A 23,961-nucleotide genomic window follows, 5' to 3' on the forward strand; every position below is an offset into this window, starting at 1 on the left:
CATCATGAGACGAAAAGATCAAAGATCGGGTTCCCGTCCGGAGCCTTCGATTCCGGTGTCCCGGGCTATTTCTTGCGCAGCCCCAGCGGCCCGGCGATCTCCTCCGCCATCACCAGTCCGGCCTGCTCCGCGAGGTCGTCCTCGGTCAGGTCCTCGTCCGTGTCCAGGCCGTCCAGCTCCTGCAGGGGCTGGTCGAGGCGGACGTGGGCGACGAGCGACTGCAGGGCCCGCAGGGTGGCCGAGGCGGTCGATCCCCAGTTGGAGAAGTAGGAGAACTGCCACCACCACAGCGCCTCGGTGGTGCGGCCCGCCCGGTAGTGGGCGAGGCCGTGCCGCAGGTCCGCGATCACGTCGGCCAGGTCGTCGGAGATCCGGTGCGCGACAGGTGCCTTGCGGGGCTCGTACGGGTCGAAGACCTCGGAGTACACGTCGACCGGGTCCAGCATCAGGGCGAACCGCTCGCGCAGCTCGTCCACGCCCGGCTCGGGCCCGATGTCCGGCTCGTAGCGCTCGTCGGGGACGACGTCCTCGTACGCCCCGAGCCGGCCGCCCGCCAGCAGCAGCTGGGACACCTCCAGCAGCAGGAACGGCACGGCGCTGTCCGGGTCCTCGCCCTTGGCCACCTCGGTGACCGCGACGATGAAGGACTCGATCTGGTCGGAGATCTGGACGGCGAAATCGTCCGGATCCTGGCCCAGGGCGTGCAGCGTTGCGTCAGACATCGAGAAGTCGCCTTCCTTCAAAGGCCCGCCCGAGCGTGACCTCGTCCGCGTACTCCAAGTCTCCCCCGACAGGGAGTCCGCTGGCCAGGCGGGTGACCTTGAGGCCCATGGGCTTGATCATCCGGGCGAGGTACGTCGCCGTCGCCTCGCCCTCCAGGTTCGGGTCGGTGGCCAGGATCAGCTCGGTCACCGCCCCGTCCGCGAGGCGCGCCAGCAGCTCGCGGATGCTCAGGTCGTCCGGGCCGACGCCCTCGATCGGGCTGATGGCGCCGCCCAGGACGTGGTAGCGGCCCCGGAACTCACGCGTCCGCTCGATCGCGACGACGTCCTTCGACTCCTCGACCACACAGATCACGGTCAGGTCCCGGCGCGGGTCGCGGCAGATGTTGCACCGCTCCTCCTGCGCCACGTTCCCGCACACCGCGCAGAACCGGACCTTGTCCTTGACCTCCAGCAACGCGTGCGCGAGGCGGCGGACGTCGGTGGGCTCGGCCTGCAGGATGTGGAAGGCGATCCGCTGCGCGCTCTTGGGCCCGACGCCGGGCAGCCTGCCCAGTTCGTCGATCAGGTCCTGGACCACGCCTTCGTACAACGGACTGCCTTCTTTCGTTTGCGCCCCCGGGGAGGATCCGCCGGGGAGTGGGGGGTGGGGTCAGAACGGGAGGCCGGGGATGCCGCTGCCGCCGCCCAGGCCCTGGGCCAGCGGGCCCAGCTTCTGCTGCTGGAGCGCCTGCGCGTTCTCGTTGGCCGCCTGGACCGCCGCGACCACCAGGTCGGCGAGCGTCTCGGTGTCCTCGGGGTCCACGGCCTTGGGGTCGATCACCAGCGCGCGCAGCTCGCCGGAACCGGTCACCGTGGCCCTGACCAGGCCGCCGCCCGCCTGTCCGTCGACCTCGGTGCGGGCCAGCTCTTCCTGGGCCGTGGCGAGGTCCTGCTGCATCTTCTGGGCCTGCTGGAGCAGCTGCTGCATGTTGGGCTGGCCACCGCCGGGGATCACTGGTCACTCACTCCATACGTCGGACTGCTACGGGTCAAACCGAGCCTACGTGCTCCCCGGGCGCCGCGCCCTACGCCGTGAAGACCAACTCTTTCGAGTGAGCGTGAGGCGTGCACGTACCTGATCAAGGCCTTCTTGCGGGCGGAAATCCCGGGATTCGTCGCCCATCGGGGGCTGTTCGGAGGTAGGAAGGGCATGCGCACCATTGCGCACACGCGCACCACCACACGTCAGCGCAGGCAGAGGGAGTGCCGGGTGAGCCAGCCGGAGATGCAGCCCGAGGGGCCACCCCGGGATCCCCGGGAGGAGGGCGGCGGACCGATGGCCGCCGCCGGCGACCTGACCGGCCGGCCCTTCCCCCTCGGGGACTGGGGCGAGCCCGCGGAGCGGCTCGACGAGCTGTACCGCCGGGTCGAGGACGATGCGCTGCGCACCGCCGGGTGGTACCTCTGCGACCGTGCCTGGAAGCGCCGCGGGGCGCGGATCCTGCGGGCCGGGGCCGCCGTGGGCGTGCTCGCCGGGGCCGCCATGCCGCTGCTGGAGCTGACCGGGTCCGCGCCGGGGCTCGCGGCGTACGGGTACCTCTCGCTGCTGCTGGGCGCGGCCTGCCTGGCCTGCGACCGGTTCTTCGGGCTGACGTCCGGGTGGATGCGGGACGTGGCGACGGCGCAGGCGGTGCAGCGAAGACTCCAGACGCTCCAGTTCGACTGGGCGTCGGAGAACGTGCGCGAGGTGCTCGGCCCGACCGAGGGCACGGCCAGCGAGGCGGCGGACCGCTGCCTGACCGTGCTGCGGCGGTTCCAGGAGGACGTGACGGAGCTCGTCCGCTCCGAGACCGCGGACTGGATGGTGGAGTTCCGCTCGGGCCCGGCGCCGCTGGTGATGCAGTCCCTGGGGGCCTCCGGCGCCCGCGCCGAGGCGGGCGTCCCGCCGGCCCGTTTCCCGCTGCCCCCGGGCACCCGCCCGAACATGCCGCGCCAGCGGCCGCCGGAGCAGCCGCGGTGACACCGGGCGGCCCCGGATCTCCCGCCGGTCACGGCAGCGGGGGATCCGGAGCCGCCCGGGGGCGGGCGGGTCCGCCGCTCAGCTGAAGATGATCATCGAGCCTTGGCCCAGGCTCCGCGTCGCCGCCGCGTGCAGCCCCAGCCACACGTGCCGCTCGCGGGCGAACGGACTGTCGTCGTACGGAATCGGCCCCGCGGGCTCCTCCAGCGAGGTCGGCCTCCCCGGCGGCGCGGGCGGCGCCGGCGGATTCGCCGGGTCGATCCCGATCGCCGGCCCCACGAACGCCAGCTCCCGCAGCAGACCCTGGGCGGAACCCAGCGGTCCGCCCCCGGCCAGCAGCTCCTCGTTGGCGAGCGGGACCGCGAAGTCCACCGGCACGTACGCCCCGGCGTGGTCGTAGTGCCACACCAGGTGGGACTGCTGGGCCGTGGACTCGAACATCTCCAGCAGCTGCTCGTAGTCCCCGCCCAGCTCGTCCACCGGGGTCACCGGCAGCCCGCAGAGCTGCAGCAGATAGGCGCGCCGCAGGAAATGCAGGGCGTCGTAGTCGAACCCGGCCACCGGGGCCACGTCCCCCGACAGTCCAGGCATGTAGGCGAAGACGGGCACGGACGGCAGTCCGGCCTCGCCCAGCGCCTTGTCGTACGAGGCGATCTCTTCCGCGAAGGGATTGTCGGGGCTGTGGCACAGCACGTCGACAAGGGGGACCAGCCACAGGTCACAGGCCACGCGGGCTCCGTCCGGTCGTTGTCCGCCGATCGGCCCAGCGTAGTGCGCCGGACACCCTCCGCGAAGGGGTCGGTAAAGGTCTGCTCCCCCGGCCGGTCACCCAGCCGGTCACCTACTGGTCACCGAGCCGGGCACCGAGCCGGTCACCGGACTACTTCGGACCCACCCGCCAGACCCACGCGTCCGCCACCTTCGTGGGCGGGGCCCCCAGCAGATCCGTCAGCGTGCGCACCAGCTCCGCCGAGCGGTCCTGCTCCGGTACGACCACCGCGCCCGCCTTCCAGTGCGCCAGGTCCCGGCGCGCCTGAGCCTGCCATTCCGGGCCGACCACGGGCGGCTCGGTGCCGTAGCGGACGTCCCGCAGCAGATTGGACAGGTGCCGCGGGGGCGCGCCGTAGATCCCGATCCGGTCGGGGCCCCAGGGCCCGTTGTAGTAGCCCCCGGCCAGCTTGAAGCCGAAGTCCGCCTCGACCTGCCAGCGCAACGCGTCGGCCATGCCCGGGTCGGGCAGCGGCACGGCGACGAGCGACTCGCCGTCCTTGACGTACTGCTTCCACGCGCCGGAGGTGATGAACACCGGCACGGGGGCCCGGTCCCGCACCGCGAGCGGCAGCGGCAGCACCGGGAGGAGGACGGCGGCCACCGCGAGCAGGCCGAGGGTGCGGTGCTCGCGGGAGGGGGACGCCGCGATCCGGTCCAGCGCGAGGGCGAGCAGGATGCCGAGGACCGGGGCGCACACCATCGCCACGCGCCCCTCGATGACCGATTCGAAGAGCGGCAGCTTGATGATCCAGCGCCACGGACCGGGCAGCGTGAGGTCGGTGAGCGGGATCGGGACGAGCGGCCCGAGGGACAGGACGGCCGCGACGACGCCGGTGACGGCGAGCGCGCGCACCAGCCTGCTGCGCCACATCCAGACACAGACGATCGCGCCGAAGGCGAGCAGCGGCCAGCCGTAGAAGGCGTTCTGCTCGGTGGTGTTCATGGACAGCTTGCCCGCGGTCTCCGCGTCTCCGAAGAGCGAGCGGCCCGCGTACTCGATCAGGGCGCGCGGGCTGTTCCCGGCGTTGTCCCCGTGCAGCACCGAGTGGTAGCTCTGCGGGCCGGAGAACTGCCAGTACAGCGGGTAGATCACCAGCGGCAGGCAGACCGCCAGCGCGACGGCCACGCCGCGGCCCAGCGGGCGCCAGGCCGCGCGGACCCGGTCGCGGTCGACGACCACGAAGGCGAGCGCGAAGACGAGCAGGCCCAGCGCGGTGATGAGCAGCGGCTCCTCGCCGATGAAGATCTGGTACGCCGCGAACAGGCCGAGCAGCACCCCGTCGCGCACCACGCCGCGGCCGCCGTTCGGGGCATCGCAGAGGCGCAGCGTCCGGTCGATGATCAGCGGGATCATGAACAGGACGACGAAGTTCGGGTGGCCGTTGGCGTGCGAGATCATCGGCGGCGCGAAGGCGGCGAGCGCGCCGCCCGCGGCCGCGGCCCAGCGCGAACGCACCAGACGGCGGCGGATCAGCCAGTACCAGGTCCAGCCCGAGGCGGCCATGCCGAGGGTCAGGACCAGCACGAAGGTGACGGTCGCGCCGAAGGCGAGGGTGACCGGGATCAGCGGGACGGTGAGGCCGAGCATGGTCGCGTTGGCCATCAGGTTCACGCCGTCGGGCATGCCCTGGGTGTCGGTGAAGAGCGGATTGCGCAGGTGGGTGATGTTGTCGGTGGTGACGCCGACGAACCATTCCCACTGGTTCTGGTCCTGGAGCGCGTCCCGCAGGTAGGCGCCGTCGAGGTCGAGCCACAAGCCGTGGAAGAGCAGGAACGAGAGGGCGACGAAGAAGGCGGCGACGGCCAGGCCGCCCGCGTTCAGCCGGAAGAGTTCGCGGACGCGCAGGCCGAAGGGGTGGGGCCGGGGGGCGGGGGCGGGGGGCCGGCGGTCGGGCCGGGTGTTTACGTCGGGGCGGGTGCTCGCGTCGGGCCGCGTGTTTGCGTCGGGCCGCGCGCCCGGCAGTTCCGCGGTTTCCCAGCCCTGGCCGCGGCAGTGGCGCAGCACCTCGGCGTCGATGGCCGGGCCGTGCAGGGTGGAGGCGGCGAAGGCGGCGCGGGCCCGGCCGCCGTCGAAGAGGGCGAAGGCGAGGGTGTCGGCGCGGAAGCCGGGCAGTCCGGGCACGCCGAGGGCGCGGGCCAGGCGGCCGCGGTGGTGGCCGAGCAGCGCCGCCGTGGTGTCCGGCGCGTCGTCGAGGGCGCTCCCCAGGGCGTCGAGGCCCGCGAGGCCGTCGGCCGCGTGGGCGGTGTCGACGAGCAGGACCCGGCGTCCGGTGGAGGCTCCGACCGCGGCACGCAGGGTGCGGACGGTGCGGATCCGGGAGTCGGTGGGGGGCGTGGCGGGGGCTGCGGGGGCGGGGGCGGGGGCTGCGGGTGCGTCTGCGGTTACGGCTCCGGGTGCGGGGTCTTCCGGGGCCACGACCAGCAGCTCCCAGTCGCCGCCGCCGGGCCAGGTCGCGGCGTACGCGTCGAGGTCCGCGCGCAGCCGGGCCAGGAGCGGAGCGGTCCGGTCCGCCGGGGCTCCGTGGGTCCGCAGGACCACGCTGAGGCGGACCGGCTGCGGCCAGCCGGCGCCCGTACGCGCGTCGAGGCGCCCGCTGGGGGCGCTCACGCGCCCGCCGCCGTCAGCTCGGAGGCCCAGTCCAGGCCGTGCTGGTTGTAGGCGTGCACCAGGCGGCGCACCTCGTGCGCGTCGGCGAGGGTCACCGCCTCCACGAGTTCGTTGTGACCGCTCCACAGCGCGGCGTGCAGTTCCGGCTCGCGCTGGAGGTAGGGCACGGCGAAGACCCAGCACTGGACGCGGATGCGGTGGAGGAACTCCGAAATGTAGACGTTGCCCACCAGCCCGCTCAGTTCCTTCCAGAAGCGCAGGTCGTAGCCGATGAGCACCTCGAGGGAACCGCTCAGCGCGGCCCGCCGGGCCTCCTCCGCCCGCCGCCGCACCGACACCAGCATCTCGGCCGCGCCGGGCGTCGTACCGCGCTCGATGAGACGGCGGAATATCCCGTCCACTATCAGCGTGCGGGCCTCGACCATGCCGCGGTAGTCGTCCACGGAGAAGACCCGCACCCGGAAACCGCGGTGCTGCACGGAGTCCAGCAGCCCCTGCGCGGCCAGATCCACCAGCGCTTCGCGCACGGGTGTGGCCGAAACGCCGTACTGTTCGGCGATCTGCTTGACCGTGAACTCGGTGCCCGGTGGCAGGCGTCCCGCGAGCACCTCGTCACGCAGCGCGTCCGCGATCTGCTGGCGAAGTGTGTTGCGGGTGACAGCGCCGCTGCCTGGCATAAGAGTCCGTCTCCTTCATAGAACTCCGAACACCTTAGGCCAGGCGGCAAACCCGGGGCCGGGACGCTATGTGATCACTGTGTGGCCGTTATGCGGACACGGTGTGCCGGTCCGCGACCGTGAGGGCCTCGTCGAGCAGGGCGAGACCTTCCTTCGCCTCCGTCTCCGAAATGGTGCACGGCGGGACGACATGGGTGCGGTTCATGTTGACAAAGGGCCACAGACCGGACGCCTTGCAGGCCGCCGCGAACTCGGCCATCGGCGCGTTGTCGGCGCCCGCCGCGTTGTAGGGGACGAGCGGCTCGCGCGTCTCCTTGTCCCGTACGAGCTCCAGCGCCCAGAAGGCACCCAGGCCGCGCACCTCGCCGACCGAGGGGTGGCGCTCGGCGATCTCGGCGAGCGCCGGGCCGAGGACGTTCTCACCGAGGTGGGCGGCGTGCTCGACGACACCCTCGTCCTCCATCGCGTTCATCGTGGCGACGGCGGCGGCGCAGGCGAGCGGGTGGCCGGAATACGTCAGTCCGCCCGGGTAGGCGCGGGTGGCGAAGGTCTCGGCGATCGCCCCGGAGATGGCGACGCCGCCGAGCGGTACGTAGCCGCTGTTGACGCCCTTGGCGAAGCACAGCAGGTCGGGGGTGACGTCCCAGTGGTCGGCGGCGAACCACTTGCCGGTGCGGCCGAAGCCCGACATGACCTCGTCCAGGATGAAGACGATGCCGTAGCGGTCGCACAGGGCGCGGACCCCGGCGAGGTAGCCGGGCGGCGGGGTCATGATCCCGGCGGTGCCCGGCACCGACTCGAGGATGATCGCGGCGATGGACTGCGGGCCCTCGAAGGCGATCGTGTCGGCGAGGTGGCGCAGGGCGCGCTCGCACTCCTGCTCCTCGGTCTCGGCATGGAAGGCCGAGCGGTAGAGGTAGGGGCCCCAGAAGTGGACGACCCCGGCCGAGGCGGTGTCGGAAGGCCAGCGGCGCGGGTCGCCGGTCAGGTTGATCGCGGCGGCGGTGGCGCCGTGGTACGAGCGGTACGTCGACATGACCTTCTGGCGGCCGGTGTGCAGCCGGGCCATCCGGACGGCGTTCTCGACGGCTTCGGCGCCGCCGTTGGTGAAGAAGATCTTGTCGAGGTCCCCGGGGGTGCGCTCGGCGATCAGGCGGGCCGCCTCGGAGCGGGCGTCCACGGCGAAACCGGGGGCCAGGGTGCAGAGCCGGGCGGCCTGCTCCTGGATCGCGGCGACGACCTTGGGGTGCTGGTGGCCGATGTTGGTGTTGACCAGCTGGGAGGCGAAATCGAGGTAGTGCTTGCCCTCGTAGTCCCAGAAGTACGATCCCTCGGCCCCGGCGACGGCGAGCGGGTCGATCAGGGCCTGGGCGGACCAGGAGTGGAAGACGTGGGCACGGTCGGCGGCCTTGACGGCCGCCCCGGCCCGGGGATCGGCGGACACGGCGCGGGGAGCGGCGTGGGGAGCGGCGTGCGGGACATGAGGGGTCATGCCGTCAGGCTAGAAGTGCGCAGGTGGGAGGGGATATCGGCGGTCTGTATGGGGCTGGGGCGCGGACCTCGGCAACCTGTCCGGGGATGGGGCGGGGTTTCACGGTCTACGGCACCCGGGCGGACGGGGGCGCGGACGGGGAGACCGGGCAAAGCGCCGCCGGTTGTCATCCACGTAGTACCTGAGAGCTACGCGCAAAGCCCCCTCCATGGGGTGACGCTGACGACGGAGCGCGATTCCTAACTTCGGTACCGGAGAGAACGCCCCTCTGGACCGAAGGAAGAACGACATGCCGCCCCACGCGAACAGCCGCTCCGCACGCCTGCGCCGCACGCTGCTCGCCGGGCTGATAGCCGCGGCGGTCGTCTTCCCCGTGTCCGCCGCCACCTCCCCGGACGCCCCCGCCCCGCAGGCCGTCCGGTTCTCCCAGAGCGCGAGCGCCTCCGAGCGGTACACCGCCAGCCTCGCCAACCTCGGCGAGGCGGCCCGGATGGCGGCGGACGCGGGGCGCGCGGACCGGGCCGCGAAGCTGCGGGCCATGAGGGCGGGCGGGACCGCCCGGTTCCTGTCCTTCGACGGCCACGGGACGGGGCGGGCCGTCGAGGTGCTGGGCGACCTGGCGACGGCGGACCGCGTCGCCGTCCTCGTCCCCGGGTCCGATACCACCCTCGACACCTACCAGAGGTTCCGTGCCGGGGCTCTCGCCCTGCAGCAGCGTCTCCAGGCCGAGCATCCGCGCTCCGCCGTGGTCGCCTGGCTCGGGTACGACACCCCCGGCACGGTCAGCACCACCGTCCTGACGGCGACCCGCGCCGATGACGGCGCGCGCGAACTGGCGCCGTTCCTCGAGGAGTTGCGGCGTCTGGGCCCGAGCGGTGCGCACCAGGCGCTGCTCTGCCACTCCTACGGGTCGGTCGTCTGCGCCCGGACCGGGACGGGGCCGGCCGTCACCGACATGGCGTTGTTCGGCAGCCCGGGCACCGGCGCCGACACCGCCGCCGGGCTGCCCACCCGGGCCCGGGTGTGGGCGGGGCGGGGCAGCGACGACTGGATCGAGGGCGTGCCGCACGTACGCGTCGCCGGGGTCGGATTCGGCGTGGATCCCGTGGATCCGGCGTTCGGTGCACTCGCGTTCGACGCCGGGACCGGCGGCCACAGCGACTACCTCCGGCCCGGCACCACCTCCCTCGACAGCCTCGCCCGGATCGTCCTGGGCACCACCGCCCCCACGGAGGCCTCCCATGCCTGAGCTTCGCGCCCGCTGGGCCGCCGTGGCCGGCCGCATCGACTCCGCGACACCCACCGGCCGGGACCGGAGCGTGGACGCGCTGCGCGCCGTCGCGATCTGCGGAGTGGTCCTGGGGCACTGGCTGATCACCTCGCTGAACCCCGCCGAGGGCGGGCTCAGGACCAGCAGTCCGCTGTCCTCCATGCCGTGGCTGGCTCCGCTCTCGTGGGTGCTCCAGACGCTGTCCGTCTTCTTCCTCGTCGGCGGGCACGTGGGGGCCCTGAGCTACGCGGCGGCCCGGGCCGCCGGGGTGTCGTACGGGCAGTGGATCGGGCGGCGGCTCGGGCGGCTCTTCCGGCCGGTCGCGGCGGTGCTCGTGCTGTGGACGGTCGTGGCGGGCGCGATGCTGGTCACCGGGGTCGAATTCGGCACGGTCCGGGGGCTGGTGAGGCTGGTGCTGTCCCCGATGTGGTTCCTGCTGGTGTTCGCCTGTCTGACCGCGCTGACTCCGCTGGTGGCCCGGTTGAGCCCGCTGTGGCCGCTGGCCGTCGTCGCGGTGGTGGATGGGTGGCGGTTCGCGCTGGACGGGCCGGCCTGGATCGGCTGGGTCAATGTGCCGGCCGGCTGGCTCGTGCCGTACGTCCTGGGGGCGGCGTGGGCGCGGGGGGCGTTCACGGCCCGGCGCGCCCCGGCCGTGCTGATGCTCGCGGGCGGGGTCGTGGCCACGGCCGCCCTGGTCCTGTGGGGCGGGTATCCGGCGTCGATGGTGGGCGTCCCGGGTGCCGCGATATCGAACCTGAACCCGCCGACGCTGGCCGCGGTCACCTTCGGTCTGGCCCAGTGCGCGCTGGCGCTGCTGGTCCGGGAGCCGCTGGCGCGGGTCATGCGCAAGCCGGGGGCCTGGGCCGGGGTGGCCCTGGTCAACCTCTCCGCGATGACCGTCTTCTTGTGGCACCAGACCGCCATGATGTGCGTCACCGCCCTGGGGCTGGGGAGCGGGGTGGAGCTGCCCGGTCTCCTCACCGCCGCCGACTCCGCGTCGTGGATGGCCGCCCGTCTGTTGTGGCTGCCGGTGTTCGGGGCCGCCCTGCTGGTCTGCCGGGCCGCGTTCCACACGTACGAGCGGGGCGGCCGTGAGCAGGGCGGCCGCGAGCAGCGCTCGCGGGGCACCTCCCGCATCGTGCGCGCCGGAATCGCTCCCGCCCCGGTCGTGACCCGTGCCTAGGGTGTCCCTCGTGAAAGAGGAGATCAACACCGTGGGCAGCCGCCCCTCGAGGCTTCGCGCCGCGCTGCGGTCCCTGCGGGAGGATCTGCTCACCGTGCGCTGGGACCCGCTGCCGAGGCTGACCCGGCCGCGCTGGCTCGCGTGGCTGCCGCACCTGCTGGTCGGCTATCTGGCGTCCCTGCTCAGCTCCGTGGTCGTCGCCCAGGTGAGCGGGCACTACCAGGTGGACGGCTTCCTCCCCGGGCTGCTGGCGGTGCTGACGGGCGTCTCCATCCTGGTGGCGATGTTCTGGCCGATCCTGGGCTGGTGGCTGGCGCTGGGCGCGGCGGCGGGGATCGCCGTCGTCATCCACCCCCATGTCATGCCGGGGCAGCCCTGGCCGTGGATGCCCATCGGGGTGTTCGCCTTCGCCCCGGTGGTGCTGCTGGTGGCGCTGCGCATGCCCTCCCGGGTGACCGCGGCGGTCGTCGGCATCACCGTCGTGGTCAGTGCGGTCGCCGAGCTGAACTTCGGGCCGCCGGTGGGCTCCTCGTCCACCCTCACCGAGTCGGTGCTGGTCCTCGGCTTCACCGGGGTGCTGGGGTACTCGCTGCGCGCGCTGCGGCTGGCGCGTGGCCGGCTGGTGGAGCAGGAGACCCTCACCGAGGCGGAGCGCGCGCAGCGCACGCTGCTGGAGGAGCGCAGCCGGATCGCCCGCGAGCTGCACGACGTCGTCGCGCACCACATGTCGGTCATCTCCATTCAGGCGCAGGTCGCCGTGCACCTGGCGGAGAATCCGTCCGAGGAGCTGAAGGAGAATCTGGCGGGCATCCGGGGCAATGCCCTGGAGGCGCTGACCGAACTGCGCCGGGTGCTGGGTGTGTTGCGCTCGGAGCATCCCGACGATCCGGCGAATCCGCACCACCCGCAGCCGACGCTGGCGGAGCTCGACGCGCTCGTGGCGAATGTGCGGGCCGCCGGACTGCGGGTGACCACGGAGGTCGCGGGCGAGGCGCGGGCGCTGTCCCCGGGGGTCGAGCTGACCGCGTACCGCGTGGTCCAGGAAGCGCTGAGCAACTGCCTGCGCCATGCGCCGGGTTCCCGGGTGGAGGTGGGCCTGGCGTACGGGCCGCATACGCTGCACCTGTGCATCGCCAACTCGGCGCCGACCCGGTCGGCCCCGCCCTCGCCGGGCGCGGGGCACGGGCTGCTGGGCATGCGCGAGCGGGCGGGCATGCTGGGCGGTGAGCTCGCCGCCGGACCGCGCCCCGGCGGTGGTTACGAAGTGAGCGTCGTACTCCCGCTGGACCCGCCGACCGACGCCCTCGCCAAGGAGAGCAGAGACCGATGACCACTCCGATCCGGGTCATGATCGCCGACGATCAGATGATGGTCCGGCAGGGCTTCACCGTGCTGCTCAACGCGCAGCCGGACATCGAGGTGGTCGGCCAGGCCGTCGATGGCGCCGAAGCCATCACGAAGATCGCCGAGCTCGGTCCGGACGTGGTCCTGATGGACATCCGGATGCCGGGCATGGGAGGCATCGAGGCCACGGCGGCCATCACCGCCGCGCCGGGTTCCACCGTCAAGGTGCTCGTGCTGACCACCTTCGACCTCGACGAGTACGTGTACGAGGCGCTGCGGGCGGGCGCCTCCGGCTTCATGCTCAAGGACGCCTCGGCCGATCAGCTGGCCGAGGCGGTGCGGGTGGTCGCGGCCGGTGAGGCGCTGCTCTCGCCGAACATCACCAAGCGGCTGATCACGGAGTTCTCCCGGATGGGAGCCCCGCGGGCCCCTTCGAAGGACCGGATCGGGGAGCTGACCGAGCGGGAGACGGAGGTGCTGTCGCTGATCGCGCAGGGCCTGTCCAACGGGGAGATCGCGGCGCATCTGATCGTGGCCGAGCAGACCGTGAAGACGCATGTGAGCCGGATCCTGGTGAAGCTGGGGCTGCGGGACCGGACGCAGGCCGCCGTCTTCGCGTACGAGACGGGTCTGGTCCGTCCGACGGGCTACTGACGGCGCCGCGTAGTACTTGAGAGGGACCCGCACAAGTCACCATCAGCGGCGACGCGGACGAGGGGGGCGGCGGCATACCGTTCGTATGTGACCGAAACGACCACCGGGGCAGCACCCCGGCCCCCTGAGATCCGGCTGGCGTCGAGCTTGTTCCAGAGCCTGCGCCAGGACCTCCTGACGGACGCCCTCGCCTACCGACCCCTTCAGCCGTTGCGCGTGGACGGCCCGTTGATCCGCCGGCTGCCCCAGCGGATCCGGCGTGAGGTCGCCTTCGCCCCGCATCTGGCCGTGGTGCTGGTGGCGTTCTTCGTGATGTTCAACGCGGGTCGCGGCGGGTACGAGACGCCGGCGCGGATCCTGGTGATCGGGCTGATATCGGCCGCTCCGGTGGCGCTGACGCTGGTGCGGCCGATCGCGGCGTTCTGGGCCGAGATGGCGGCCACAGCGGCCCTGGTCGTCCTCCATGCGGGCGGGGAGCTCTGGCCCTGGTCACCGGGATCCTTCTTCGCGCACCTGACCGTGCTCACCGTCGTGGCGCTCCGGACCGGGCCGCGGGTGGCGGCATGGATGTGGGTGGTCAGCACCGGGGGCGGGGTCGCCCTGACCGTGCTGTTCGGCAACGCCCGCTCCGTCGGCAGCCTGCCCATGGTCTTCCTCTCGGCGCTGATCCTGCTGGCGGTCAGCGTCCGCCACATCCGGAGATCGGCCGCGCAGCAGGTCACGGCGCAGCAGGAGGTCACGGCGGTCGAGCGGGACCGGCGGACCCTCCTGGAGGAGCGGACGACGATCGCCCGCGAGCTGCATGACGTGGTGGCGCACCACATGTCGGTGGTCGCGATCCAGGCGGAGGCCGCGCCGTACCGGGTGGAGAATCCGCCGCCGGAGCTGGAGGCGGCCTTCGTCACCATCCGGGAGAACGCGGTGGCGGCGCTCACCGAGCTGCGGCGGGTGCTGGGCGTGGTGCGCTCCGCGGACTACGAGGCGCCGGACGCCCCGCAGCCGACGCTGGCCACGCTGGACGGGCTCCTGGCGAATGTGCGGGAGGCCGGCCTGACCGTGGAGAAGACGGTGACGGGCGCGGTGCGCGAGCTGCCCCAGGGGGTGGAGCTGTCGGCGTACCGGATCGTCCAGGAGGCCCTGAGCAACGCCCTGCGGCACGCTCCGGGCGCGGCGGCCGGGGTCGAGGTGTCGTATGTACTGGGCGGCCTGGGAGTGCGGATCGTCAATGACGCGCCGACCGGGGACATCCGGCCGTCGCCGGGCGCGGGGCACGGGATCACCGGGATGCGCGAGCGGGTGGCCATGTTGGAGGGCGAGATGACGTCCGGGATGACGGCGGAGGGCGGGTACGAGGTGTCCGTGTTCATACCGGTGCGCAACCGGTCGACCGAGGACGCCGCGGCATGACGATCCGGGTGCTGATCGTGGACGATCAGATGATGGTCCGGGAGGGGTTCTCCGTCCTGCTCAACGCGATGCCCGGCATCGAGGTGGTGGGCGAGGCGGTCGACGGCCGGGAGGCCTTGGCCCAGGTGACGGCCCTACGGCCGGACGTGGTGCTGATGGACATCCGGATGCCGGTGATGAACGGCCTGGAGGCGACGCGTCAGATCGTCGCGGCGGACGCGGACGCGAAGGTGCTGGTCCTGACGACCTTCGACCTCGACGAGTACGTGTACCAGGCGCTGCGGGCCGGAGCCTCGGGGTTCCTGCTCAAGGACGCCTCCGCCCGGCAACTGGCCGACGGCGTGCGGGTGGTGGCGTCCGGCGAGGCGCTGCTGGCGCCGTCGGTGACCAAGCGGCTGATCGTGGAGTTCGCGAAGCTCGCGGACACGCCCCGAATGGTGGATCCGCGGGTGATGGAGGACCTGACGGAGCGGGAGACGGAGGTGCTGATCCTGATCGCCCAGGGGCTGTCCAACGCCGAGATAGCCGACCGCCTGGTGATCGCGGAGTCCACGATCAAGACCCATGTGAGCCGGATCCTGGTCAAGTTGGGGCTGCGCGACCGCACCCAAGCCGCCGTCTACGCCTACGAGACCCGGCTGGTCACCCCGGCGTAGGGTGCGGGGATGGACTTCGATCCGTGGGACGCCGCGTTCGTCGCCGATCCTTACCCCGCCTACCGGAAGCTGCGCGAGCAGGGGCGGGCGCTGTGGTGCGAGGCCACCGGGCAGTGGCTGATCCCGCACTACGCGGACGTGAGCGCGTTGCTGCGGGACCGGAGGCTGGGGCGGACGTACCTGCACCGGTTCAGCCACGAGGAGTTCGGGCGCAGCGCGCCGCCGCCCGAGCACGAGCCGTTCCACGTCCTCAACGGGAACGGCCTGCTGGACCTGGAGGACCCCGCGCACGCGCGGGTGCGGCGGCTCGTCGCGAAGGCGTTCACGCCGCGCACCGTGGAGCGGCTCGCGCCCGCCGTGGAGCGCCTGGCCCGGGAGCTGACCGCCCGGTTCGTGGCCCAGGGCGGCGGGGACCTGCTCACCGCCGTCGCCGAACCGCTCCCGGTCGCGGTGATCGCCGAGCTGCTCGGGATCCCGGAGGCCGACCGGGCGCCGCTGCGGCCGTGGTCGGCGGACATCTGCGGGATGTACGAACTGCGACCCGACCCGGAGACCGCCGCGCGGGCGGTCCGGGCGAGCCTGGAGTTCAGCGCGTACCTGCGCGACCTGATCGCCGAGCGCCGGGGGACGCCGGGCCCCGACCTGATCTCCGCGCTGATCGCCGCCCATGACGACGAGGGGGGCGGCAGGCTCAGCGAACAGGAGATGATCTCCACCTGCGTCCTGCTGCTCAACGCGGGACACGAGGCCACCGTCAACACGACCACCAACGGCTGGTGGGCCCTGTTCCGCAATCCGGCCGCGCTCGAACGGCTCCGGAGCGGCGGCCCCGAAAAGTTGTCCACAGCTGTGGATGAACTCATGCGGTACGACACGCCGCTCCAGATGTTCGAGCGCTGGGTGCTCGACGACATCCGGGTCGGGGACACCGTCATCCCGCGCGGCGCCGAGGTGGCGCTGCTCTTCGGCTCCGCCAACCGCGACCCGGCCCGCTTCGAGCACCCCGACGAGCTGGACCTCGTACGGACGGACAACCCGCACCTGACCTTCGGCGCCGGTATCCACTACTGCCTGGGAGCCCCGCTCGCCCGGCTCGAACTCACGGCGTCCTTCGGAGCGTTGCTGGACCCCGCGGTCCCCCGGCTGCGACTCGTCAGCGAACCGCGGTGGCGCGACGGCTATGTGATCCGGGGCCTGCGGGAGCTGCTCGTGGAGTGTGAGGGGGAGCCGGGCGCGGGTCAGCCGGCGAAGCCCGGGACCACCAGGCCGGACTCGTAGGCGATCACGACGGCGTGGGTGCGGTTCTGGGCGCCGAGTTTGGTGAGCACGTTCCCGACGTGGGTCTTCACCGTCTCCAGGGTCACCCTGAGCGAGGCGGCGATCTCCGGGTTGGACAGGCCCGTGGCCATCGACCGCAGCACCTCCTCCTCCCGGCCCGTCAGCGCCGCCCTCGGCAAGGCCTCGGCGGAGCCCAGCGGGCGGGCGGCGACCATCCGGCGCAGCGCCGCCGGGAAGAGGATCGCCTCCCCGGCCGCCACCACCCGCACCGCCTCCGCGATCTCCTGGACCGGACGCCGCTTGAGCACGAACCCGCTGGCCCCCGCGCTGAGGGCGGCGGTGACGTAGCCGTCGTTCTCGAAGGTGGTGATCACCACGACCTTCGGCGGTTCGGCCGACTCGGCGAGCAGCTGCCGGGTGGCCTCGATGCCGTTGCGGCGCGGCATCCGCACGTCCATCAGGACCACGTCCGGCCGCAGCAGCCGCGCCCGCTCGACCGCCTCGACGCCGTCGGCGGCCTCGCCGATCACCGTGATCCCCGGCCGGGCGCCGAGCAGCATGCGCAGACCGCTGCGGGTCACCTCGTCGTCGTCCGCGATCAGGAGCGTGATGGGGGCGGGGCCGGTCGGGTCCGCCGTGGCGGCTTCGCCCGGGCCGGGGCCGGCGCCGGTCATGCCGACACCCGTACGGGCAGCCGGACCGCCAGTTTCCAGTGCCGCGGGCCGTCCGGGCCGACCTCGATCTCACCGTGCAGCAGCCGCACGCGCTCGGCCAGCCCCGGCAGCCCGTGCCCGGACGTCGCAAACGCCCGCGGCGCCGGGCCCGCGCCCGCCTCCGGCCCCACTCTCGCGTCCGCCTCCGCCCGGGTGCCGGTCCGGTTGACCACGCCGATCTCCAGCACCCGCGGCGCCGCCGTCACCCGGACCTCGATCGGACCGCCCGCCCCGTGCCGCAACGCGTTCGTCAGCGCTTCCTGCAAGATCCTGTACGCCGCCCGGGAGAGCGTCCCCTGGACCTGCGCCAGCCCGCCCGACAGCTCGGTCTCCACCACCGCGCCCGCGTGCCGCAGCCGGTCCAGCAGTTCGGGCAGGTCGGCCAGGGTCCGGGTCGGCGCGGTCTCCGCCTTCTCCTCCCGCAGGACGCCCAGGACGTAGTCCAGGTCCTCCAGCGCGGCCCGGGCCGACTCCTCGATGCTGCGCATCGCGGCCCGCGCCGCCACCGGGTCGGCGGCGAGCACCTCGCCCGCCACCGCCGCCTGGATCGTGGTGGCGGTCAGCGTGTGTCCAATGGAGTCGTGCAACTCGTGTGCCAGCCGGTTGCGTTCGGCCAGGCGCAGCTCCCGTTCCGCCGCCAGCGCGAGCCGCTCCCCCGACGAGGGCCCCAGCAGCCGCGGCGCCAGCCACCGCAGGGCGCCCGTCACCACCGCGCAGACCACCGCCGCCAACAGCAGGCAACCGAGCGCGGCCACCCAGCTTCCCCAGCCGCCGGTCAGCCGCACGGACCGGCCCCACAGCGCCACCCCCGCGTCGGCGCCGAGCCAGTTGCCGGGGAGCACCAGGGTCAGGAAGAGGAGCCCGCCGCTCGCCAGCGCCCCCGCCCACCCCAGTGCCACGTGCAGCAGCAGCCAGAGCGGGGTGCGCCACCGATCGGCGCCGGTCGGCGCGGCGGGCGCCACGGCCGACGCGGCGGCCACCGGATCGGTCACCGGATCGGTCACCGGATCGGGCAGCGGCACCCCGAGCAGCCGTCGGGCGGACACGATCAGCGCCCGCCGCGTGGAGCGGGCCAGCCCCACCGCGCCGATCAACACGGCCCAGAGCGACAGGACCACCACGAGCCGCACGCCCTCCGGGCCGGATCGCCACGCGAGCACCGGCGGCAGCGCGCAGAACAGCAGCGGCAGGCTCGCCAGGGCGCCGCCGTGGGCGAACAGCGCGCCCGCGTACGTGGAGCCGCTCAGCAGCGACCGGAATCCTATGACCATGATCGGGCAAGTATCGCCGCGCGTCCCCTGGCCGTCCTCCCCCGATCGAGGGAGGAACACCTCCCGCCTTACCGCGATGTGCGGGCGGCCCTGCGCGAACCACCCTCGTGTCCTGACCGGTTGACGAAAGGACCGCAGATGAACACGACCGTGCCGGACCACTCGACGCCGCACCACGCGGGACCGCACCCCCCAGCACCGCATCACACCTCACCGCATCACACGCCACCGCATCACACCTCACCGGCGGCCGGGGCCCCCGGCCGCAACGGCCCGGCCGTGGCCGCTCTGTCGTCGGGCATCACCGGTGTGCTGACTTCGGTCGTGCTCGTCGGCGGCCCGCTCGGCGTCCTCGGCCTGGTCCTGGGCGTGGTCGGCCTGCGAACGGCCAAGCGCACCGGCACCGGCCGGGCCGTGGCCATCGCCGCTCTGGTGACGTCGTTCCTCGCGATCGCGATGTCCGTCCTGCTGGCCGTCGGCCTGGCCTGGTACGCCAACCACACGCAGGAGTGCTACCGGCCCGACAGCTTCCGGCAGTACACGCAGTGCGTCCAGCAGCAGCTCAGCGGCAGCTGACCGACTGCCCTCCCCGAACTCCCAGCTCCACGGCAAGGACGGACAGCATCATGCGAAGCGGACGGACAGCATCCCTCGCGGTCGCCGGTGCGGTGGCGGCCCTCGTGTCGGCCCTCGCCCCCGCGACGGCCTCCGGCACATCGCCCTCCTCCCCCACGGCCATGGACCCGCTGCGCCCGTACACGCGGCAGAAACCGCAGTGGCAGCCCTGCGACGCGGGGAGCCCCGCCGCCTTCCGGTGCGCGACGCTCACCGTGCCGCTGGACTACGGCGATCCGGGCGGCAAGACGATCGACATCGCGGTATCGCGGCTGAAGGCGAGCGGCGCCAAGGACCGCCGCGGTGTTCTGCTGCTCAATCCGGGCGGCCCCGGCGGGCCCGGCCTTCGCCTGCCCACCGACCCGTCGATGACCTTCCCGGATGAGGTGAGGAGCCACTTCGACCTCATCGGATTCGACCCGCGAGGCGTCGGCCAGAGCTCTCCCGTCGGCTGCGGTCTGACGCGGGAGGAGCAGAGCATCGCGCGCCCGTACCGGGCCGCGGCCTTCGCGAAGGACGTGGAGTGGGCCCGTACGGTGGCGGACAAGTGCCGGGCCGCGGCGGGTGACACGCTGCGCCACCTCACCACCCGCAACACCGCCCGCGACATGGACGTCATCCGTGCCGTGCTGGGAGAGAAGCGGATCTCCTACCTGGGGTACTCCTACGGCACCTACCTCGGCGCCGTCTACACGCAGATGTTCCCCCGCCGGGCCGACCGGTTCGTGCTGGACAGCGCGACCGACCCGGGCCGGGTCTGGCGGGCATGTTCGAGCAGCTGGCGGAGGGGACCGAGCCGGCGTTCGCGCGCTGGGGCGAGTGGACCGCCGCACGAGACGGCACCTACCACCTGGGGGCGACCCCGGCCGAGGTCCGCGCGGTCTTCTGGGGCCTGGTCGCCCGGGCCGACCGCAATCCCACCGACTCCGGCGACGGCACCGGGCCCCGCAGCGGCGACGACATCCGGTCCGAGCGCGACCGGTTCTTCCACGTCCGGGACGCCGCGGCGTGGGTCGCCGCTCTGAAGAGGGCCGCGGACGGCGAGAAGCCCACCAAGGACACGCACCCGACCCGGACCCCGGGCCGGACACCGAACCCGCCCCCTACCCAGGCCTCATGACCCGTTCGGTCCGCCCGGTCCGCCCGGTCCGCCCGGGCGGGCTCCGAGCCCCGCGACGTCGGCGTTCGGCCGTCCGGTTCCGCCGGACAACGACGCCGCGAGCGCGTGGGCCGTCATGTGCGCGGACACGCCCCCCTGGCCGCGCGATCCCGAGCAGTACCGCCGCGACGCGATCCGCGACAAGGCCCGCTATCCGCTGTACGGCGACTTCGCGTCCGGCATCAAGCCGTGCGCCTTCTGGAAGCGGGGCAGCGAGCCCGCGACGACGGTGGACAACACCGTGGGCGCGCTGATCCTGCAGAACCAGTGGGACCCGCGCACGCCGCTGCCCGGCGGCCTGGCCATGCACCGGGCCCTGCGCGGCTCCCGGATGATCACGGTCGCCGACGGGGAGGGCCACGGCGTCTACGCCCTCGGCAACTCCTGTGCGGACAAGAGCACCACGGCCTATCTGGTCACGGGCAGACTCCCCAGCAAGGACCTGACCTGCCAGGCCCCGACCGAGCGGTAGGAGCAGAACCACCGCCGACGGCCCACGGCAGTCGAACCACAGGCAGTCGAACCACAGGCAGGCGAACCATCGGCAGTCGAACTACCGGAAGGGGCCCTCGTCGACGAACCTGCGCAGCTGGCGGGCGAACGACCTCGCCTCGTCCGGTGGCCAGGCGCTCAACGAGGCCTCGATCCGGTCCGCGAGGCGCTGCCGCATGGTCTCCACCGTGCGCGCGCCCTGCTCGGTGAGGGCCAGGAGTACGGCCCTGCGGTCGGCGGGGTCCGGTTCGCGCCGCACCAGGCCGCCGGCCTCCAGCCGGGACGCGCGCCGGCTGACGCCGGAGCGGTCCAGGCCGATTTCGACGGCCAGGTCGGCGGCGCTGCACGGGCCGGTTCTGGCCAAGCCGCTGAGGACCGGGTAGGTGACCTCGTCCACGGCGTCGCCGAGGTTCTCGGTCAGGGCTTGGTACAGGCCGGCCCGGAGGGTGCGTTTGAGCAGGTCGCCCAGGGCGTCGGCGACCTCGTGTCCCGTCTCGTTCTCCACACCGAAAAGAATAGCGTGCGCCGCGCACGCAGAAGAGGTACTCTCCTCTCAAGCGTGCGTCGCGCACGCAATCTCGCAGGGACTCTCAACCGTGGAGGACACCATGAGCAACACCACGACCGACACCACCACCGACTTCGCGACCCGCACCACGCCCCGCACCCACGCCCGCACCCACACCGACATCGCCACCGCCCTCCGCGATCTCCTCTTCTCCCCGGGGTCCGACCTCGACGAGGTCGCCGACCGGCACTTCGCCCCCGACTACCGCCAGCGCACGGACGGTTCCTGGGCCGACCGCGCCGGATTCCTCGACCACATCGCCCACCTGCGCACGGTGGTGGCGGAGGGCAGCGTCGAGGTCCACGAGGAGCTGAGCGACGGGACCCTGTACGCCGACCGCCACACCGTCCACGTCACCAAGAAGGACGGCTCCACCGTCAGCATGGAGGTCTACCTCTTCGGCGAGTTCGCCCCCGACGGCCGGTTCCGCCGTATCGAGGAGACCACGCTCATGCTGGACGGCGACCCGACGGACCGGAACCTCGGAAGCGCCCGCTGAACACCCCGCGTCGGCGATCCGGGCCCGGCGCCGCCGTCAGGCGATCATGTCCCGGCGGCGCAGCGAGGCCAGACCCGCCACCGTCAGCAGGGCCGCCAGCCCGGTCAGGGCGAGCACCGGTATCCACTCGATGGCCTCGGCCCCGGGCAGCCGGGGCAGGTGCGCGAAGGGCGAGAGGTCCAGGACGGCCTGCGGGAGGTTCAGCGCGGGGCCGACCCAGCCCAGGGCCAGCGCCGCCCCGGCCACCGCCCAGGCGGCCACCGCGAACCGCGGCAGCGCGCCGTACAGCAGCACCGCCAGCGCACCGATCACCCACACCGCCGGGAGCTGCGCCAGGCAGGCCCCCACCGCCGCGCCCACGTCCTGACCGTGCCCGAGGCCGAGCCCGAGCCCGCCCAGGGCCAGGATCACCGCCGACCCGCCGAAGGCGATCGCCAGGTGCCCGCCCGCCCAGGCGAGCCGCCCCACCGCGCCCGCGAGGAGCGGTTCGGCGCGCTGCGCGCTCTCCTCTGCGCCGAGCCGCAGCACCGACGAGACGATGTACAGCGCGGCCACCATCCCCAGCATCCCGGCCATCGCCGCCAGGAAGGCGTCGGTCATCCCGCTCTGCCCGCCCATCCGCTCGATGATCTCGCGGGTCTTGTCGTTGTCGCCGATCAGCTGGGCGACGCCGTCGGTCATCGCGCCGAAGGCGGCGCCGGCCGCGAGGAACCCGGCACTCCACCCCAGCACGCTCCCCCGCTGCAGCCGCCACGCCAGCGCCGAGGTCCCGCCGAGCCGCCCGCGCGCCGGTCCCGGCCGGGCCGCGAGGAAGCTCATCCCCAGATCCCGGCGCCCCGCCAGGACGTACGCGAGGACCACCAGCACCCCGCAGGCCAGGGCGAAAAGACCCAGCACCCACCAGCGTTCGCGGGCGAAGGGCCGTACGTTCTCCAGCCAGCCCAGCGGCGACGCCCAGGTCAGCGCCGCGTCCCCGGAGGCCCGGCCCGCGTCCCCGGCAGCGCGCGCCACGAACGCCGCGCCGAGCAGCGCGCCCGTCAGCCCCTTGGCGAGCCGGGCACTCTCGGTGAGCTGGGCGGCGATCGCGGCGGCGCCGGCGAACACCAGCCCGGTACCGCCGATCGCGGCCGCCAGCGCCACCGCCCCGCCCGTGCCCCGCCCGGCCAGCCCGGCCGCGACCAGCACCACGACGAGGGCGTTGGCGACGAGCGCGGCCAGCAGCGCGGCGGTCAGCGGGGCCCTGCGCCCCACCATCGCGGCGGAGAGCATCTCCTGACGGCCGCTCTCCTCCTCCTCGCGGGTGTGCCGGACCACGATGACCAGGCTCATGACGGCCGCGCACAGCCCGGCGAAGACCCCGCCCTTCCAGGCGCTGAGGGCGCCGACCGAATCTCCGAAGACCGGCCCGTAGACGGCGCGCAGCGAACCGTTGGCATTCATGGTGAGGAGGAGCCGGGCCCGCTCGGCCGCCGTCCCGTACGCCGACTCCAGGGAGGCGGGCATGCTGAGGACCAGCAGCGAGACGACCCCGATCCACACCGGCATCATCACGCGGTCCCGGCGCAGCGCCAGCCGCAACAGGCTGCCGGTTCCGGCGAGTTGGTTCCTCATCGCACGACCCCCGCCCTCTGCGCGTCCTTCTCCGCGTCGCGCTCCGCGTAGTGCCGCATGAACAGCTCTTCCAGCGTCGGCGGGGTGGAGGTCAGCGAGCGGACCCCCGACGCGGCGAGGGCGCGCAGCACGGCGTCCAGCTTGCCCGTGTCGGCCTGGAGCCGGATCTTCAGCCCCCGCACCTCGACGTCGTGCACCCCGGGCAGATGCGCGAGTCCGTTGGGCGGGGCGGCCAGTTCGGCGGTGATCGAGGTGCGCGTGAGATGGCGCAGCTCCGCGAGGCTGCCGCTCTCCACGGTCCGCCCCTTGCGGATGATGCTGACCCGGTCGCAGAGGGTCTCGACCTCGCTGAGGATGTGCGAGCTGAGCAGGACCGTCCGCCCGGCGGCCCGCGCTTCGGCCACGCAGCTCTGGAAGACCTCCTCCATCAGCGGGTCGAGCCCGGAGGTGGGCTCGTCGAGGATCAGCAGATCGACGTCGGCGGCGAAGGCGGCGACGAGGGCGACCTTCTGCCGGTTGCCCTTCGAATACGCGCGCCCCTTCTTGGTCGGGTCGAGCTCGAACCGCTCGATGAGATCGGCCCGGCGGCCCGCGTCGAGACCGCCGCGCAGCCGCCCGTAGAGGTCTATGACCTCGCCGCCGGAGAGGTTGCGCCACAGAGTGACGTCGCCGGGCACATACGCCACGCGGCGGTGGAGGGAGACCGCGTCGGCCCAGGGGTCGCCGCCGAGGAGCTCGGCGGTGCCGGAGTCCGCGCGCAGCAGACCCAGCAGGACCCGGATGGTGGTGGATTTCCCCGAGCCGTTGGGGCCGAGGAAACCGTGGACCTCGCCGGCCGCGACCGAGAGGTCGAGCCCGTCCAGTGCGTGGGTGCGCCCGAACGCCTTGTGGAGTCCGGCGACGCTGATTGCCTTCTTCATGTTCTGAACGTACGCTACTTTCACAATTTTGTGAAGGTTGGAAAGCGAG

The 23,961-nt window shown here is 73.1% G+C and carries 24 protein-coding genes; 12 read left to right on the plus strand and 12 right to left on the minus strand.

Annotated features, from left to right (window positions below; translation table 11 throughout):
- Positions 1 to 65: 65 nt before the first annotated feature.
- From ABT084_RS03590 to ABT084_RS03600, 3 genes are read right to left on the minus strand one after another with little or no spacing between them, the layout of a single operon-like run.
- Positions 66 to 722: a DUF5063 domain-containing protein gene (locus tag ABT084_RS03590; RefSeq protein ID WP_351038011.1), complete on the minus strand. Its 657-nt coding sequence runs from the start codon at positions 720 to 722 to the stop codon at positions 66 to 68.
- Complete coding sequence (gene recR / locus ABT084_RS03595; RefSeq protein WP_330331244.1) at positions 715 to 1,314, minus strand: recombination mediator RecR; 600 nt, start codon at positions 1,312 to 1,314, stop codon at positions 715 to 717. The genes ABT084_RS03590 and recR overlap by 8 nt, the downstream gene beginning before the upstream one ends.
- A gap of 60 nt (positions 1,315 to 1,374) precedes the next feature.
- The gene (locus tag ABT084_RS03600) at positions 1,375 to 1,719 is read right to left on the minus strand and encodes a YbaB/EbfC family nucleoid-associated protein (protein WP_351038012.1); all 345 of its coding nucleotides are present in this window, start codon (positions 1,717 to 1,719) and stop codon (positions 1,375 to 1,377) included.
- Positions 1,720 to 1,974: 255 nt separating this feature from the next.
- Here ABT084_RS03600 and ABT084_RS03605 point away from each other — a divergent pair, with 255 nt between their 5' ends.
- The gene (locus tag ABT084_RS03605) at positions 1,975 to 2,724 is read left to right on the plus strand and encodes an SLATT domain-containing protein (protein WP_351038013.1); all 750 of its coding nucleotides are present in this window, start codon (positions 1,975 to 1,977) and stop codon (positions 2,722 to 2,724) included.
- Between the two features lie 78 nt (positions 2,725 to 2,802).
- On the opposite strand, the gene ABT084_RS03610 is transcribed toward ABT084_RS03605, so the two are convergent.
- From ABT084_RS03610 to ABT084_RS03625, 4 genes are all read right to left on the minus strand, one after another.
- Complete coding sequence (locus ABT084_RS03610; RefSeq protein WP_351038014.1) at positions 2,803 to 3,453, minus strand: putative DNA-mimic protein; 651 nt, start codon at positions 3,451 to 3,453, stop codon at positions 2,803 to 2,805.
- 151 nt (positions 3,454 to 3,604) lie between these two features.
- Positions 3,605 to 6,103, minus strand: coding sequence for a glycosyltransferase family 2 protein (locus ABT084_RS03615; protein WP_351038015.1), 2,499 nt, complete (start codon positions 6,101 to 6,103; stop codon positions 3,605 to 3,607).
- Positions 6,100 to 6,780: a GntR family transcriptional regulator gene (locus ABT084_RS03620; protein WP_351038016.1), complete on the minus strand. Its 681-nt coding sequence runs from the start codon at positions 6,778 to 6,780 to the stop codon at positions 6,100 to 6,102. The genes ABT084_RS03615 and ABT084_RS03620 overlap by 4 nt, the downstream gene beginning before the upstream one ends.
- A gap of 88 nt (positions 6,781 to 6,868) precedes the next feature.
- Positions 6,869 to 8,272: an aspartate aminotransferase family protein gene (locus tag ABT084_RS03625; RefSeq protein WP_351038017.1), complete on the minus strand. Its 1,404-nt coding sequence runs from the start codon at positions 8,270 to 8,272 to the stop codon at positions 6,869 to 6,871.
- Between the two features lie 289 nt (positions 8,273 to 8,561).
- Between ABT084_RS03625 and ABT084_RS03630 the strand changes: the two genes are divergently transcribed.
- From ABT084_RS03630 to ABT084_RS03660, 7 genes are all read left to right on the plus strand, one after another.
- Positions 8,562 to 9,521 carry an alpha/beta hydrolase gene (locus tag ABT084_RS03630; RefSeq protein ID WP_351038018.1) on the plus strand — a complete coding sequence of 320 codons (960 nt, stop codon included), beginning with the start codon at positions 8,562 to 8,564 and terminating at the stop codon, positions 9,519 to 9,521.
- Positions 9,514 to 10,725 (plus strand): acyltransferase family protein, encoded by a 1,212-nt coding sequence (locus ABT084_RS03635; protein ID WP_351038019.1) that lies wholly within the window; start codon positions 9,514 to 9,516, stop codon positions 10,723 to 10,725. Before ABT084_RS03630 ends, ABT084_RS03635 begins: the two co-directional genes overlap by 8 nt.
- Before the next feature lie 10 nt (positions 10,726 to 10,735).
- Positions 10,736 to 12,055, plus strand: coding sequence for a sensor histidine kinase (locus tag ABT084_RS03640; protein WP_351038020.1), 1,320 nt, complete (start codon positions 10,736 to 10,738; stop codon positions 12,053 to 12,055).
- On the plus strand, positions 12,052 to 12,723 hold the full coding sequence (locus ABT084_RS03645) for a response regulator (protein WP_351038021.1): 672 nt from the start codon (positions 12,052 to 12,054) through the stop codon (positions 12,721 to 12,723). Before ABT084_RS03640 ends, ABT084_RS03645 begins: the two co-directional genes overlap by 4 nt.
- An 87-nt stretch (positions 12,724 to 12,810) precedes the next feature.
- Positions 12,811 to 14,130 carry a sensor histidine kinase gene (locus ABT084_RS03650; RefSeq protein ID WP_351038022.1) on the plus strand — a complete coding sequence of 440 codons (1,320 nt, stop codon included), beginning with the start codon at positions 12,811 to 12,813 and terminating at the stop codon, positions 14,128 to 14,130.
- Positions 14,127 to 14,786: a response regulator gene (locus tag ABT084_RS03655; RefSeq protein WP_351038023.1), complete on the plus strand. Its 660-nt coding sequence runs from the start codon at positions 14,127 to 14,129 to the stop codon at positions 14,784 to 14,786. Before ABT084_RS03650 ends, ABT084_RS03655 begins: the two co-directional genes overlap by 4 nt.
- Positions 14,787 to 14,795: 9 nt before the next feature.
- Positions 14,796 to 16,064 (plus strand): cytochrome P450, encoded by a 1,269-nt coding sequence (locus ABT084_RS03660; RefSeq protein ID WP_351038024.1) that lies wholly within the window; start codon positions 14,796 to 14,798, stop codon positions 16,062 to 16,064.
- Here ABT084_RS03660 and ABT084_RS03665 read toward each other — a convergent pair.
- Both ABT084_RS03665 and ABT084_RS03670 read right to left on the minus strand, forming a co-directional pair.
- Positions 16,025 to 16,738 carry a response regulator transcription factor gene (locus tag ABT084_RS03665; RefSeq protein ID WP_351038025.1) on the minus strand — a complete coding sequence of 238 codons (714 nt, stop codon included), beginning with the start codon at positions 16,736 to 16,738 and terminating at the stop codon, positions 16,025 to 16,027. The genes ABT084_RS03660 and ABT084_RS03665 overlap by 40 nt on opposite strands.
- Positions 16,735 to 18,048 carry a sensor histidine kinase gene (locus ABT084_RS03670; RefSeq protein ID WP_351038026.1) on the minus strand — a complete coding sequence of 438 codons (1,314 nt, stop codon included), beginning with the start codon at positions 18,046 to 18,048 and terminating at the stop codon, positions 16,735 to 16,737. Before ABT084_RS03670 ends, ABT084_RS03665 begins: the two co-directional genes overlap by 4 nt.
- A gap of 279 nt (positions 18,049 to 18,327) precedes the next feature.
- Here ABT084_RS03670 and ABT084_RS03675 point away from each other — a divergent pair, with 279 nt between their 5' ends.
- The 3 genes from ABT084_RS03675 (at position 18,328) to ABT084_RS37935 (ending at position 20,294) form a co-directional block, all read left to right on the plus strand.
- A complete protein-coding gene (locus ABT084_RS03675) occupies positions 18,328 to 18,624 on the plus strand; it encodes a DUF4190 domain-containing protein (RefSeq protein ID WP_351038027.1) in 297 nt (98 codons plus the stop codon).
- Positions 18,625 to 18,674: 50 nt separating this feature from the next.
- Positions 18,675 to 19,688 carry an alpha/beta fold hydrolase gene (locus ABT084_RS37930; protein ID WP_502968828.1) on the plus strand — a complete coding sequence of 338 codons (1,014 nt, stop codon included), beginning with the start codon at positions 18,675 to 18,677 and terminating at the stop codon, positions 19,686 to 19,688.
- 210 nt (positions 19,689 to 19,898) lie between these two features.
- Positions 19,899 to 20,294, plus strand: coding sequence for an alpha/beta hydrolase (locus tag ABT084_RS37935; protein WP_502968829.1), 396 nt, complete (start codon positions 19,899 to 19,901; stop codon positions 20,292 to 20,294).
- An 81-nt stretch (positions 20,295 to 20,375) separates the two neighbouring features.
- Here ABT084_RS37935 and ABT084_RS03685 read toward each other — a convergent pair whose 3' ends face one another.
- Positions 20,376 to 20,819 carry a MarR family winged helix-turn-helix transcriptional regulator gene (locus ABT084_RS03685; RefSeq protein ID WP_351038028.1) on the minus strand — a complete coding sequence of 148 codons (444 nt, stop codon included), beginning with the start codon at positions 20,817 to 20,819 and terminating at the stop codon, positions 20,376 to 20,378.
- Positions 20,820 to 20,922: 103 nt separating this feature from the next.
- On the opposite strand from ABT084_RS03685, the gene ABT084_RS03690 reads away from it, so the two are divergent.
- The gene (locus tag ABT084_RS03690; protein ID WP_351038029.1) at positions 20,923 to 21,381 is read left to right on the plus strand and encodes a nuclear transport factor 2 family protein; all 459 of its coding nucleotides are present in this window, start codon (positions 20,923 to 20,925) and stop codon (positions 21,379 to 21,381) included.
- Between the two features lie 36 nt (positions 21,382 to 21,417).
- Here ABT084_RS03690 and ABT084_RS03695 read toward each other — a convergent pair whose 3' ends face one another.
- Positions 21,418 to 22,992, minus strand: coding sequence for an ABC transporter permease (locus ABT084_RS03695; RefSeq protein WP_351038030.1), 1,575 nt, complete (start codon positions 22,990 to 22,992; stop codon positions 21,418 to 21,420).
- A complete protein-coding gene (locus ABT084_RS03700) occupies positions 22,989 to 23,912 on the minus strand; it encodes an ABC transporter ATP-binding protein (protein ID WP_351038031.1) in 924 nt (307 codons plus the stop codon). Before ABT084_RS03700 ends, ABT084_RS03695 begins: the two co-directional genes overlap by 4 nt.
- Positions 23,913 to 23,961 lie beyond the last annotated feature (49 nt).

Source organism: Streptomyces sp. NPDC002138, from assembly GCF_040296485.1.
Taxonomy (GTDB): Bacteria; Actinomycetota; Actinomycetes; order Streptomycetales; family Streptomycetaceae; genus Streptomyces.